Source organism: Pseudoalteromonas sp. J010 (assembly GCF_003934235.1).
Classification (GTDB): Bacteria; Pseudomonadota; Gammaproteobacteria; order Enterobacterales; family Alteromonadaceae; genus Pseudoalteromonas; species Pseudoalteromonas peptidolytica.
In genome coordinates, this window is record NZ_RDBW01000006.1 from 94,433 (window position 1) to 110,057 (window position 15,625).

Below are 15,625 nucleotides of genomic sequence, written 5' to 3' on the forward strand. Positions count from 1 at the left end.
AAAAAACAGAGACATTTGTAATTTATGTTTACATCTAAGAATAAATAAGAAAGGTTAGATATGGCTAAATATATAGGTATTAAAGGCTAAGGTTTAAATTTTAGTATGTATCTATATGTTTTATATGAATTTTATTGTTTTTTTTAGATCACAATATTACTTGGTTAAGATCAGATCTCTTACAACTAACAGATCTGATTTTTACTAACTAGTATTTTATTTTTATAGTTACTCACATCTTACCCACAGGTATATGCTATTTTTTTATTAATGAGATCAATTTTTTACTAAGTAAAATCAGTTGGTTATTCACAGTAGCGGTAAGATCCGATCGTAAAATGTAAGTATAGATCTGATCTCTTCTAAGTAGAGATCAGATCTATACTAATTTAGGTTGTAGTTTTCCACAGGTGCGTGGTGTAGTGGGTCAAAATCAGCAAAAAACTAGATTATTGAGAGAGTTTTATGGGTTTTTAAGTGCTAGCTTAGTAAAATGTTGATCTGAAAATTGAGCCAGTTAGTAAAAAAATGATCCAAACAAAAAAAATGACCTCAGATCACTTTTATACTAACTTTAATCATTAACTTTTCCTGCTGAATATGTTGTTATTAGACGTCATGAAAATTTGGAAGTAAAACAATGAGCCGGAAGGTGAACATCTCTGTTGACAATTTGCCCGATTCACTTCGTGGACAGATCCATGGTGTAGAAAGTGCTATCGATAATGAAAGTTTGGCATTGTTCACTGATAATAAAGATGTTCGGGTATCAATAGAGCATGCAGCTCATGGTTTGAGAGCCTACTCAAATACCTTTAATCATTATGACTTATGGGGTCGTTTTGTTCGCTCTGGTCATAAAAAACTACCATTAGAAGAAGCGCCAAAAAAAACGATCGTTACTAGAAAAATTTCAGAGAAAGTTGATGGGATTTTGTATGAGGGTGAGATAAAAATTACGCCTGCTGTTGTGAGTACGAAAAAAGATGGCGATGACGAGGAGTTTTTGGTCTGGCCTTCTGATCGTGAAGAAAAAGTTGAGCGTGCACTTATTCGTCTTGCTTCAAAAGGGAAAATAGTAAAGATTAATTTTAAGTCCGGTATTCAATATGCTGTTATCTTTTCTATGAATGAACTAGCCCAAGAGCTCAAGGCTGTTGGACAGTCGATGCCGTACCCTCAAATTAAGGAGTCACTAGAAGCACTTCAAGGTTCAAAACTTTCTTTTAAATACACCGCAACAGATACTAAGAATCCAAGTATTGATGATTCTTTCTACGAATCAAACATGAACTTTTTGTCTTCGCTTCATTTTAGTGGCAAAAAAGGTCAGGGTGGAAACATAAAATGTGTAGCTTGTCTTAATGCTTTTGTACACAACATGATTGATAATCTGGAGTATAAAGGTTATTACTTTAATAGTGCGCAAGAGTTAAAACGCGGTTTATCGCGTTGGATGATGTTGCGTCTCTATCACCTTTGGCGATATGCAGCTCCTGGTAAAACATATCATTTTCGTTTGATTTCAATCATGGAAAAGTATGGCTCTATCTATTCTGATGATGAAATTACAGAAAATAAACTAAAAGCCCTACGTCGTGATATGACTACAACAATGAAGGATTTGATCGAAAAAGGGGCTATATCTGAGTACAACATTTCAAATGTTAAAGATGAAAAGTCTGGAAAAATCATCGATTATGTTTATGAAATGCACCCTTCAGCACAATTTTGTGATGAAATTTTAGCGCTTAACAAACACCACAAGCGCATTGAGATTCAGGGTGGTAAGCGTATCGTTGAAAATGCAGAAGTAATAGATGAAGATACATTAGAAGAAATAGTGAAAAAGTAATTTCATACAAAGTGGTATTTGTTCGAAGAATGCCATATAAACATTTAATAAACGCCTCTGCTGACCTCTGTTTTCCAACGGCTACACGATAGAAAACTTTTAACTAATCATATTTAATTGATAGAAAATTTGATAATTAACAGGAATCTGCTTCAAAATAATAGTATTTGGAACAAATAAAAAATCTGAAGAATAGTAGATTCGTTATTCTTCCGATTTTCCCTGAATTTAGTTTTTAAAACTTAACGTGCGGTTAGCTGTATCCTCTATTATTGTTCAGATACAAGTGGTAGTTGGGACGATGTTAAAAAATTACCATCTAAAAAAATAACAAACTAGCTTCTCTTATATTTTATCTGCTGTTACGCATTTCGAGCATAAATATTGAAATAGAATTACTATAAAATTTGCTTCAAGTGCTATAAATTAGTTGCTCACTCATCAAACTTCTTTTTTAATACTAATACCAATTAGACTTAATACTTACACAATTTGAAAGAATAAATCTGACGCTAACAGCGTTAAAAATTTCTTATTTAGAACAACTAAATAAGAAATTTTTGCCTTGCCTATATGGATGTAGGTATCTTAGCGATAGCAGGAGGCGGTAGCGGAGTTATCGACAAGATTTTCTCGCCTAAAAATAGACCACTTAATTAAGAAAATTGATCTAAACTTTCATCAACTTGATGTCTAACGCGATTATTATTTTAGTAGATTCAACTTATACTTTGAAGATATAAATCTAGGTGTTTAAAGAACACATCGTACTAAATGGAGTTATCACCGCACCCTTGTTATGTTAAATTAGCTGAAAATTTTAATCATGAAACTTATTCCGCGCATAATCACACATAAATACTGATTAATCACAGCGCTCTAGGTAGATTCTATCAACAAGAAAATTATATTCTCGCTTTCTAGGGTGGTCATCTTTTTCAATAAAATTGGAGAGTTCTCCAATTTTAGTATCAGGGTGTGGGTTTAATAAAATAAAAGGCAGTGCAGCACTGACATGATAACGGTTCGATGCGGTATAACGGACATTTACTTCAGGTGTTACTCGAGTAGGTCTTCTTATTCTTAGCTTTGCACTTTCAGAAAGGCTCGATACACGGTATTTTTCTTGTTCAACTAATTGTTTCCACTTTTCTTGATCTATCATTCTCGGATTAGAATAAATAGAGGAGCGATTAAGCATTTCCAAAGCGGCATCTTTTGTTAGCACTCTAGTCGCATGCTTTTTCATCCAGGTAAAGCGAACAGAAAAAGGCGGCTCTGATTCACAATGAATCTTTCGATAGGCTGCAAGAGTTATTAAATCAGGTACGGCATTATGCACAGCCTCGAACCGCGCATCGTTGTTAGAAATCTCCAAAATCGTATTTTTAAAATTTTCTTTTGCTAAATTAACTTCTGCGACTCTTGATTTTATTGTGTCTCTCGGATCGTTGACAAGTAAAAGACCGGGAAAGCGTTGTAGTAACTTGCCACTCTCACGACCACTTAAAAAAATATCACGGAACGAATTTATACATTTCTTTTTTGCATCTTCACCGTCTAACTTTAAAATAGGAATATGCTTAGGTGCGATTTCCTCATCTTGTTTTTTTATTGCTGGTAATTCATAAAAATTAGCTTTGATAATTTCGCTATGCTGTAATTCATGACATAACTGATCAATATGATGTATTAATACATCGAATGTAGAACGGATATTAAATTTATTCATGTATGATGTGTTCTTTTTAAAGTTAGCGTTATTATATCAGATCATCAACTGTGTAGTATAGCTGTTTGATTATAAGGGTAATTTTGGACTGTACTAGCTATGTATGAAAGATGATTTTTTCAGATGATGTGTTCTTGTATTTATCTTCGGTTAACGTTTTGCAGCTCTACAGAATATTGATTTTTGATAAAGTATGATGTGTTCCTTTATTCCTCGCGATAATATCTCTTTTTACGAAGTAAAGTCAATTCTAATGTAACAACGCTAAATGTGTGTTACCGAAAGACCTAGATTGATATTCTCTATGATAATAAGGACAGTAAGGGAATTGTCTTTTAGCGACTAAATGAATTTTTCACAGAAAAGAAGTAGGGTAGCGATCGCTATTGTTTATTTGATAACTCTGAGAAGGTAGAATTATACATTGTCATCAATAAAATATGCTAAACCTGAACGCAAGCAGGTTATGAATAAATCGAGTCATTAATAATTTTTCCTACGTTTTTAGGCCCAAAGTACTAGAAGATGCAGAATATGTTGTATGATAACAAGATTCGATTTTTCAATGGCGAATGTAAGATTGGTTTTAACTTTTGACTTACTGGAAGATCAAGAAGTAATCCTTGATGGCATTGCTATGATTCTTTTTCTCAAAAAAGTTTTACCAGCTCCAATATCATGTCTTTTACTGATATGTGACCTAAGAAAATTTATCAATTTTATGCGATAGGTATAGATGCCTCAAAAATTAAACGTAATCTGTCTTACATTTCAACTGGATTGACAATTGACTCAAGTTGATGACTGTAAATCTGTCTGAATAGATGATTGCTTTAGTTAGTGGATCTGACATTTAACTGTTTTACTTATCGGTACTGGTATGTCTATGTCTGGTGTTTATTGGTAAAACCATGCTGCTGTAGAGATTAGATTAAAAAACCTATCATTCAAAATAATCCCGAAAGAACGTTATGAGATAAAAAATAGAGTTAATACTGCTGTGGCACATTTTAAAATGTTGCTTTCATCTGAACATTTGAATTTTTAAGCTGCGTAGGTAAAGGTGCGCTTTGAAAGGTATCAATCAAGTGGTAACTTTGTTTGCTTGTTTTAAAATTTGCTTAGAGACTTTTTCATAACTAGGCTCAAGCTAAGATTTGATAATTTAGATTATGCTTAGTAAAACTTCCTTTTTATAGCTAGAAATCATACAAACTCAATCTTTCAATAATATTGTAAAAGTAGGTGGAGAAAACTTTTATAAGTTATCGTATCTAATTTATCAATCAAAAATACCAACACGAACTAAAAGCATATTTCATAGTTTTATCTAGTGCTAACAGAATTAAGTTAAATACTTTATCGTCAATCTTAGATTAAAAGCCTAATTTAACATAACAACTACTCATTGGAGAAGACGTATCACTCTAAACTTTAATCAAATGAACAATTAATAGACTCCGTTCAAAGAGACGGTGTCCTTAAATAAACACAATATCAAAGAGGGTTATCCTTTGTGCTTGGAGAATTTTTTAAAGTTTAGCAATTGTACAGATTAATGTAGTTTTATTAAAAGTATGATGTGTTCTTTACTTTATTAAAATCTATATTTCCCTTGATGAAAATTAGCCGTTAGGGTACTGTTCTAGTGTGTTTACACATATTGGAATGAGGAATTTTAAAATGGCCAATTGGAGCCCAAATAGCTGGAGAGATAAGCCCATCTTACAGCAACCAGAATACCCGGATTCAACCAAATTGAGTGCGGTAGAGAGTGAACTGAATTCAGCACCGCCGTTAGTCTTCGCTGAAGAAACACGTAGTCTATACAAAAGCCTAGCGGATGTATGTGAAGGAAAAGCTTTCATATTACAGGGTGGAGATTGTGCTGAATCTTTTTCTGACTTTAGTGCTGCAAATATTCGCGATACATTCAAAACCCTACTTCAGATGGCTGTGGTTTTAACCTATGGTGGTAAGTGTCCTGTTGTCAAAATAGCAAGAATGGCTGGCCAATACGCAAAGCCACGTTCGGCTGATTTTGAGACTATAGATGGTGTTTCTTTACCTTCTTACCGTGGTGATATCGTAAATAGCTTCGAGTTTACAGAAGATGCTCGTATCCCTGATCCAGATAGGTTGATGAAAGCATATCATCAATCAGCGGCGACACTCAATTTGCTCAGAGCCTTTGCACAGGGTGGTCTTGCCGACCTGCATCAAGTAAACCGCTGGAACATGAGTTTTGTCGCTGCGAATCCTCTAAAAGATAAATTTCAACAACTAGCAGAGCGTATTCAAGAGGCGCTCGAATTTATGGAAGTCTGTGGTATCGATTCCACTGTAGCGCCGAGCCTTAAAGAAACGCCGCTTTATACTTCACATGAAGCGCTATTACTAGGTTATGAAGAAGCGTTAACTAGACGTGACCATCTTTCAGGCGACTGGTATGACTGTTCAGCTCATTTCGTTTGGATTGGAGAGCGAACGCGACAACTGGATCATGCTCATATCGAGTTTTTCCGGGGCATCAAAAATCCAATAGGTGTTAAGGTTGGCCCAGGAATGCAAGAAGATGAATTAATTCAGCTTGTAGACGCCCTCAACCCAGACAACATACCGGGTCGTTTAACGCTGATCACTCGTATGGGAGCAGATGTACTTCCGGAAAAACTACCTAAACTGGTACGTCGAATTCAACAAGAAGGCCGCAAAGTTATTTGGACATCCGATCCAATGCATGGAAACACTGAAAAATCGACGACAGGATATAAAACACGTAGTTTTAATAATATCCTTCGAGAAATCAGTCAGTTTTTTGCGGTTCACAAATCAGAAGGCAGTTACCCTGGTGGTGTGCACCTAGAAATGACAGGACAGCACGTCACTGAGTGTGTTGGTGGTGCGTACGGTCTTTCGGATGAAGACTTGTCACAGCGATACAGAACTCAATGTGACCCACGCTTAAATGCAGATCAAGTCTTAGAACTTGGATTTTTAGTCGCAGACTTACTTAAAGACGCAAGAAAAGCAAGATAAGAATTTGTGTTTTAAAGGGCCGCACACGCGGCCTTTTTTTAGTATTTTCTGCGTTTCAACCCAGTTTCAGAAATTATCTTTGCTGATATTTCTTCAACAGAATATCGTGTGCTATTCAAATAAGGTGTTTTATTACGTTTAAATAACATCTCAACTTCCTTCACCTCTATACGACATTGCCGAATAGACGCATACTTTGAGTTTGCCATTCTCTCCTGCCTGATAGCCGCTAACCTTTCAGGGTCTATGGTTAAACCAAAAAGTTTCTTTTTGTAATTATCTAAACATTTTGGCAGCTTACCACTCTCTAGATCATCTTCTGTCATCGGATAGTTCGCAGCCTTAATCCCATACTGCAGTGCTAGATATAGACTAGTTGGAGTTTTACCACTACGACTAACACCAACTAAAATAATGTCAGCTTCATCGTAATTTTTAATATTTGCACCGTCATCATTTGCCAAAGCATAGTTAACTGCATCAATCCTAAAGTCGTATGTCGACTCGTGAATACTGTGCGTACGGTGTATTCTTGGCATGGGACAAACTTTTAATTCTTCGCTGACTAACTCTCCCGAATAGGATAGAAAATCGTAACATACGCCCTTTGATGAAAGAATAATTTCAGATAGCTCGGGATTAACAAAAGTAAAAAACACGAGGGGTTTTTCTCCTGATGTCTCCGCTACAGAGTCTATCAAGCGTTTAATTTCATTAGCTTTTTTTATTGTTTCAACGAAAGGTATTGTCTGGTGATTGAACTCCACAGGAAACATAGAAAGCGTAGCATGACCGAACACTTCAGAAGTTATCGCTGTACCATCGGAAATATAAAATGCAGTTCTCATTTTGATATTATTCATTTAGAAATTGTTGAAAATAAGCCAACGCGGTTTACGAAGGCAGCCATACCGTTGTAGAATGCCTGTGACCTAGTGGAAAGGTCAATTAATCTCTCACATTTAATACAATTTGTTTTGGAGACAGTTCCGTGCAAGACTACGTTCTCTGGTATCAAGAGTTAGGTATGCAGGATGTACCTCGAGTTGGTGGTAAAAACGCTTCTCTAGGTGAAATGATATCTAACCTTGCTAACGCTGGTGTACAAGTACCTGGTGGATTCGCAACAACCGCTGATGCGTTCAATGAATTTCTTGAGCAATCAGGACTCAATGAAAAAATCCACTCAATCCTAGATACTCTCGACGTTGACGACGTCAACGAATTAGCCAAAGTCGGCGCCCAAATAAGACAATGGGTTATCGATACACCATTCCAACCAGAATTAGATAAAGCAATCCGTGAGGCTTACAGCCAATTACACGGTGATGCAAGCCAAGATGTCTCCTTTGCTGTTCGTTCTTCAGCAACAGCAGAAGATATGCCAGACGCTTCTTTCGCTGGCCAACAAGAAACTTTCCTAAACGTTCGCGGCATTGACGCCGTGATGATCGCGATAAAACACGTGTTTGCTTCGCTATTTAATGACCGTGCCATATCTTATCGTGTACACCAAGGCTATGACCACAGAGGCGTCGCGCTTTCAGCCGGCATTCAACGCATGGTACGTTCTGACAAAGCCTCTTCTGGTGTAATGTTCTCAATCGATACTGAATCAGGTTTTGAAGACGTTGTTTTCGTTACTTCTAGTTATGGTTTAGGAGAGATGGTAGTTCAGGGCGCAGTAAACCCTGATGAATTTTATGTTCATAAGCAAACGCTTGCTAAATCAAAACCAGCTGTTCTTAAGAGAAATATTGGCTCGAAAGCAATCCAAATGATTTATTCAAGTGATGAATCTCATGGTAAGCAAGTTGAGATTGTTGATGTAGACTCAGCACTATCTAACCAATTCTCGATTACCGACGCAGAAGTCGAAGAACTTGCCAAGCAAGCTGTTATCATCGAAAAACACTATGGTCGTCCAATGGATATCGAGTGGGCAAAAGATGGTAACGATGGTAAGCTATACATCGTACAGGCCCGTCCAGAAACCGTTCGTTCAAACGAAGATGCGAACGTAATGGAACGCTTCCAGTTAAAATCAAAATCAGAAATTATTGTTGAAGGTCGAGCAATCGGTCATAAGATTGGCTCGGGTGTCGTTAAAGTTTTGACTTCTATTGACGAAATGGATTCAGTAAAGCAAGGTGACGTACTTGTAACTGACATGACGGATCCTGATTGGGAACCTATCATGAAACGCGCCTCTGCTATCGTAACAAATCGTGGTGGTCGAACTTGCCATGCAGCAATTATCGCTCGAGAGCTTGGGATCCCAGCTGTAGTCGGATGTGGTAATGCAACTGATTTGATTACTAATGGCGACACCGTAACTGTCTCATGTGCCGAAGGTGACACAGGTTATATCTACAAAGGCGAGCTTGAGTTTGATGTTATTTCTTCTCGCATCGATTCAATGCCTGACATCCCAATGAAGATTATGATGAATGTGGGTAACCCAGATCGCGCATTCGATTTTGCTAAGTTACCGCACGCAGGTATCGGCCTTGCTCGTCTTGAGTTTATTATCAACCGTATGATCGGTATTCATCCTAAAGCACTACTTCATTTTGACAAGCAAGATGCAGAGCTACAGGCTGAAATTAAAGAGCTTATCGCAGGTTATGAGTCACCAGTAGAGTTTTATATCAGCAAGTTAGTCGAGGGTATAGCGACACTTGGCGCTTCATTTGCACCTGAACGTGTTATTGTTCGCATGTCTGACTTCAAATCAAACGAATATGCAAACCTAGTTGGTGGTCAGCAGTATGAGCCGGAAGAAGAAAACCCAATGATTGGTTTCCGCGGTGCATCTCGATATATTTCTGAAGACTTTAGGGAATGTTTCGCTCTTGAGTGTGAAGCGATTAAACGTGTTCGTAACGACATGGATCTAACCAACGTCGAAATCATGATCCCGTTCGTTCGTACTCTAGAAGAAGCAGCCCAAGTGATTGAAATTCTTGAAGCTCATGGCTTAAAACGTGGCGAGAACGGGCTAAAAGTCATCATGATGTGTGAACTTCCATCAAACTGCCTGCTAGCAGAAGAGTTTTTAGAATACTTTGATGGTTTCTCTATAGGTTCAAATGATTTAACTCAGTTAACTCTCGGTCTTGACCGTGACTCTGGTCTTATCGCACACCTTTTTGATGAGCGAAATCCAGCGATCAAGAAACTGCTTTCAATGGCTATTCAAACCGCTAAGGCAAAAGGCAAGTATGTAGGTATTTGTGGTCAGGGCCCATCGGATCATGAAGATTTTGCTGCTTGGCTGGTTGAAGAAGGAATTGATTCTGTTTCACTAAACCCAGATACAGTGCTTGAAACTTGGTTATATTTAGCTGAAAAGTTCACTAAATAACATATCATTAGCCCCAGTTTATTGAACTGGGGCTTTATGCTTAAGCAACTTTTTGCTGCATTTTAACGACCACTTCGCTATCTGTTATTCTCAGCGAATTACTATATTAGCCACTTTTCCAATCAAGTCTTATCGATGTAGATACGAGTAAAAATCATAAAAGAGAACAAACTAATTTATTAATAACTTTCATGTTACTTTCTCCCTATCAACAAAACTGTACAATAGTATCTAAAATAAACTATTTTCATTTTTAACAAACCCAAAAATTCTCAAGTTGTTCATGGAACCTTCGTGATACAATCAATGCAAAGCAAGTAAAATATACCGTCATGATCGAAAATATTAGTCAGCAGGATTCTGCAAGTGAGCTCATAAGCCAGTACCACAAAAAACTCAGTGAATCAGGGTTTTCTGGGGACATAGATAATAGCTATGCCACACGCTTAGTAACGTCAACTGATAATAGTATTTATCAGCAAGTACCTCAGGCCGTCATTTTTCCAAAGTCAAATAGAGATGTACAAGTTGCTTTAGAACTTGCGCAACAGGATCCTTTTCTTTCTCTTACTTTTGGTCCCCGTGGAGGTGGCACAGGTACTAATGGTCAATCATTAACTCCAGGTATAGTAATTGATCTCTCAAGGTATATGAGAGAAATATTAGAAATTAACGAAAAAGAAGGGTGGGTCAGAGTCCAGGCAGGGGTTATCAAAGATCAACTCAATGATTTTCTGAAACCTTATGGCTTCTTCTTTTCACCCGACCTATCAACAAGTAATAGGGCAACTATTGGTGGTATGATCAATACTGATGCGTCAGGTCAAGGCTCTCTCGTTTACGGCAAAACCAGCGATCATATTTTAGGTTTAAAGACTTATCTCATTGACGGTACTGAGCTCAACACTTCAAAGCTTCCAATTGAAAAAGCGGAACTTTTAGCTCAGCAAAATTCAAGAACATCTGATATTTATGCTCATGTAATTGAAGCATGCCGCTCCAATCGCACTCTCATACTTGAAAAGTTTCCAAGGTTAAATCGATTCTTGACAGGTTATGATCTTGAAAATGTTTTTGACGAATCTTTATCTACGTTTGATTTATCAAGAATCATTGCTGGTTCAGAAGGATCCTTGGCGATAGTAACAGAAGCTAAACTAAATCTAACCAAGATCCAGCCATACAAAACATTAATAAATATAAAATATGATTCTTTTGAGTCCGCACTTAGAAATAGCCCATTTTTAGTGTCAGCAAATGCCACTTCAGTTGAAACTGTGGATAGTAAAGTACTAGGGTTAGCAAGAGAAGATATTATTTGGCATTCAGTATCGGACTTAATTACAGATGTACCTGGCTATGATATGCAAGGTTTGAACATGGTTGAGTTCAATGGTGAGTCAACACAAGAGATCAATTCGAAGGTAGAGAATCTTTGCAATAGGTTAGATAAATTAATTGCGAACAAAGAAGCTGGAGTCATTGGATATCAGTTAATAGATAGCAAAGAAGATATTCTAAAGATCTACGCAATGCGTAAAAAGTCTGTTGGTTTATTAGGTAATGTTAAAGGAAAGCGTAAACCAATCGCGTTTGCTGAAGATACCGCGGTTCCGCCTGAAAATCTTGCTGATTTCATTATGGAATTCCGAGATTTGCTAGATAGCTATAAATTAGATTACGGCATGTTTGGTCATGTAGATGCGGGGGTTCTTCACGTTCGTCCAGCACTTGATATGTTTGACCCAGAGCAAGAACAGCTACTTAGATCAATTTCTGACAAAGTTGTTGCACTTACTGCAAAATATCGCGGTTTAATGTGGGGTGAACATGGTAAAGGTTATCGTAGTGAGTATGGTCCAGAGTTTTTTGGTGAGCAGCTTTTTAGCGAGCTTAGAAAAATAAAATCTTTATTCGATAAAAACAATCGCCTGAACCCAGGAAAAATATGTACTCCTATTGATTCGAATGACCAATTGGTATCGGTTGACGGGCAGAAAAGAACATGGCTTGATCGAGAGATACCTGTACAAGTACAAACAAGTTATGAGCCCCCACTCAATTGTAATGGTAACGGCCTTTGCTTCAACTATGATGAAAACTCCCCCATGTGTCCATCATATAAGGTGACTAAAGATAGACGTCATTCACCAAAAGGAAGAGCTAGTCTTTTTAAAGAATGGTTACGATTACAAAGTAACAAGGGTGTCGATTTAGTATCAGTAGAAAAGCGACTCATTAATGGCGAGAATACAGTTACTTGGTGGGAGCGATTTTTAAATAGTCGAAATAAAGAGGAGTATGATTTCTCCCATGAAGTTAAAGCATCCATGGATGAGTGTTTGGCTTGTAAAGCTTGTACGACCGCTTGTCCAATAAAGGTTGATGTGCCAACATTTCGCGCTAAATTTTTGAACTTTTATTACAGTCGTTACAATCGCCCAATAAAAGATTATTTAGTTGCCAACATTGAGCGCTTGTTACCAGTAATATCAAAATTCCCAAATTTGAGTAATTTAGTTCAAAATAACCGTATATCGAGTTATTTACTTGAAAAGCTTATTGGCTATGTAGATTCACCATTACTAAGTAAAGTTCAACTACATAAATTAGTACCTAAGGAATACCACTATTCTGACGAAGTATTTAACAGGCTCAGTGCTGAGGAAAAGCTACGTGCCATATTTATAGTCCAAGATCCTTTCACCAGTTTTTATGAAGCTGAATTAGTATCGGACTTTATTCAACTCATAAGAAAGTTAGGATATTATCCACTTCTTTTACCCTTCAAACCCAATGGGAAGCCTCAACACGTAAAGGGTCTTTTAAAACAGTTTAAGTCAACAGCGACAAATGCTTCTGAATTTTTAAATAAGATAAGTGAAAACGGCAGACCTTTAGTGGGATTAGATGCCTCGTTAGTCATGTGTTATCGAGATGAATATAAAGATATACTTCAAGAAAGTAGGGGAGAATTTAATGTACTGTTGGCCCATGAGTGGCTTGCAACTATTGATATTCCAAGTATAGACACGCTAAGTCCATCAAAGTTCAAGCTGTTAAGTCACTGTACCGAAACCACCTCGATGCCCGAATCGAAAAGAGTATGGAAAAGTATTTTCGCAAAATTCAATTCTAACTTAGATACACCAAGTACTGGATGTTGTGGCATGGCTGGTACCTACGGTCATGAGTTACAGAACCAAGAAAATACGAGGGCTCTTTATGATGCTTCATGGCGGTCGCATATTGAGGAAACTAAAGATGAAGCGCTTCTCGCCACCGGCTTTTCCTGCCGCTGCCAGGTGAAGCGTTTTTCAGGTAACAAGCCCAGACACCCAATACAAATACTGAATAGTCTATTGGATTAAGTGTAGAATGTGAGCATTTAACTATTTAATGTTAGGTGCTCACTCTGGCTATATTTTGAAGTGTGAAAATTAATTCACTCCATATTATATTAACTGGAAAGAATCTTTTTAAAATAAACTATAATCAAACATCCTTATTAAACGCTTTATTTTTATCTTAGAACGTTTTCCAAAACCCTCAAAATCACATCCAATCTTTGTCACGATAACGATATTTTTATAAACCAGTTCTAATAAAATTTAAAATATGTCAGGTGAAAATGAATGCTTTGATAAAATTTCATAATTCAACTCGGTCTATTAACTTGTAATTTCACCAACATTGGTATGATGTGTTCTTTAAAAAATAAATACTCACACATTGTAAATGTATGAAGAAAGCATGACGCTGTAACCTATTTTTAATAGTTCTTGCTCGCAGCTTATAACCAGCAAAGTGTTTAATAAAAATTATACCGATTTTCCTAATTCAGTGGCCTATTCTGAGGCGAGAAAATCTTGGCGATAACCCCACTACCGCGTCCTGGTATCGCCAAGGTACCTACATCCGTGTCGGCAAAGCAAAATTTTTACTATTTAGTTGTTCTAAATAAGAAATTTTTAATGCTGTTAGCGTCAGGTTTACTCCTTCAAATTGAGCAAGTATCAAGTCAATTGATATTAGTTACTTTTTACCATTATCCTAAATGGGATAGGGCGCTGAGTTTGTAGTTGCTTAAGCTTATCAATAGATTTATCTGTAAATACATGGCCTTTGGGTAGTAGCAAGATCCCTTGATTGCTATGTAGCGCAAGACCTAAGGTCATCCCTGCTTGTAGCTTATCAGTTGTAATTATATCAACTGTTCCCACACTATCTTCAGCCAGATCGTTATTACTTACGGCTTTTTGCAAGGCATCAACAACTTCGGGGGCATAAAAATTTCCTCTATACGCTTTTATAAGCTCAAGAGAAGTTTGCGTTTTTTCCTCATCTGTACCGTTAGCTTGATAAAAATGATCATAATAGTCTCTCGCCACAGCCAATATTAAAGAGCCAAGAGGGATCTCCTTTCCCTTGAGTCCCTTGGGAATACCTTGCCCATTGTACCTTTCAAATTGGTGATAAATTGCTTCGGCAACATCAGATAAATGTTGTGCTGGCATTAACATAAGCTGTGCGATTGAGGGGTGTGTATAGTATGTCTTTTTTTGCGCTTCGCTCAGCGTTCTCGGAGGTTTTTTGTAGATCTCAGGATCCATCGCAAGTAAGCCTACCTCAGCAAGATACCCTGACATCATTGTTGTTTCAGCTAGCTCTTTACTTAAATTAAGGCCAGAAGCCATTATTTTACATAATCTAGCAATATTCTTCGCTTTTTTCCCATCAATAAATGGGTTGGCATTAATAAAGTTATACAGCAACTCAACTGTAGCACGGTGCTCTTTAACTTCTTTTTTATTCGCTTGCTCGAGCTGATTCAATACTTTTCTAATTTGTGCGGTACGTTTTTGTACCAATTCCTCTAGGCTTTCGTTTAGCTCCACTAGCTCCTTATTTTTTGCACTAATTTCTTTAGTAAGCTTTATATTTTGGTTCTTTAAACGAAATTTCTCGGCACACTGTTTAACTGTATGAATTAGAATTTCATTGTCCCACGGTTTTTGAATATATGCGTGGATCCCACTTTCATTTATGGCTTTAATTGTTGATGCCATGTCAGCGTATCCAGTAAGTAAAATACGTTGAGTTTCGGGCTGAATTTGCTTTGCTTGTTTTAAAAAAGCAGCTCCGTCCATATCTGGCATTCTCATATCGCTAACAATGACATCATAAGTATTTTTTTTAATCGTCAACAACGCTTGCTCTGGTTTAGTAAACATTTCCGCTTCGATCCCATTTTGTCGAAACAGCCTGTTTAATGATCGCAGTACATTCTCCTCGTCATCGAGGCATAGAATACGAATGACTTTGTCTGAAGTAGTTGATTGTTCGCTAAAATCCAATGCAATACCTCCAAATTACCTTACTTTTAAACTTAGTAGAAAAACCAAGTAACAACAAGCATGATGAAAAATTCGAATTAATTCCTATATTCCTCTTAGAAATCATTTATACCATTAAGATATATCATTATAAAACATCGAGTTAAAGTAAATATTTTGCATTCTCTCTCAATCAACTATCTATAAATCTCAAATAATCATGACATCGATTATTTCATTATCTGAGAAAGAACTAAGCATTATTTTCAATAGCTTAGTATTACATTTTTAAGTCT

At 36.9% G+C, this 15,625-nt stretch carries 7 protein-coding genes; 4 read left to right on the top strand and 3 right to left on the bottom strand.

Going from position 1 to position 15,625, the window contains the following annotated elements:
• The first annotated feature begins 640 nt into the window (after positions 1-640).
• A complete protein-coding gene (locus tag EAG18_RS04905) occupies positions 641-1,855 on the top strand; it encodes a replication protein A (RefSeq protein WP_125251284.1) in 1,215 nt (404 codons plus the stop codon).
• A gap of 865 nt (positions 1,856-2,720) precedes the next feature.
• On the opposite strand, the gene EAG18_RS04910 is transcribed toward EAG18_RS04905, so the two are convergent.
• Positions 2,721-3,587 carry a DNA replication terminus site-binding protein gene (locus EAG18_RS04910; RefSeq protein ID WP_125251285.1) on the bottom strand — a complete coding sequence of 289 codons (867 nt, stop codon included), beginning with the start codon at positions 3,585-3,587 and terminating at the stop codon, positions 2,721-2,723.
• Positions 3,588-5,270: 1,683 nt separating this feature from the next.
• Here EAG18_RS04910 and EAG18_RS04915 point away from each other — a divergent pair.
• Positions 5,271-6,626, top strand: coding sequence for a 3-deoxy-7-phosphoheptulonate synthase class II (locus EAG18_RS04915; protein ID WP_125251286.1), 1,356 nt, complete (start codon positions 5,271-5,273; stop codon positions 6,624-6,626).
• A 38-nt stretch (positions 6,627-6,664) separates the two neighbouring features.
• On the opposite strand, the gene EAG18_RS04920 is transcribed toward EAG18_RS04915, so the two are convergent.
• Positions 6,665-7,474 (bottom strand): pyruvate, water dikinase regulatory protein, encoded by an 810-nt coding sequence (locus EAG18_RS04920; protein ID WP_125251287.1) that lies wholly within the window; start codon positions 7,472-7,474, stop codon positions 6,665-6,667.
• A 143-nt stretch (positions 7,475-7,617) separates the two neighbouring features.
• On the opposite strand from EAG18_RS04920, the gene ppsA reads away from it, so the two are divergent.
• Positions 7,618-9,993: a phosphoenolpyruvate synthase gene (gene ppsA / locus EAG18_RS04925; RefSeq protein WP_125251288.1), complete on the top strand. Its 2,376-nt coding sequence runs from the start codon at positions 7,618-7,620 to the stop codon at positions 9,991-9,993.
• 332 nt (positions 9,994-10,325) lie between these two features.
• Positions 10,326-13,364, top strand: coding sequence for an FAD-binding and (Fe-S)-binding domain-containing protein (locus EAG18_RS04930; protein ID WP_125251289.1), 3,039 nt, complete (start codon positions 10,326-10,328; stop codon positions 13,362-13,364).
• A gap of 660 nt (positions 13,365-14,024) precedes the next feature.
• Here the strand turns inward: EAG18_RS04930 and EAG18_RS04940 are convergent.
• Entirely contained in the window at positions 14,025-15,350 is a 1,326-nt protein-coding gene (locus EAG18_RS04940; protein ID WP_125251290.1) for an HD domain-containing phosphohydrolase, read from the bottom strand.
• Positions 15,351-15,625 lie beyond the last annotated feature (275 nt).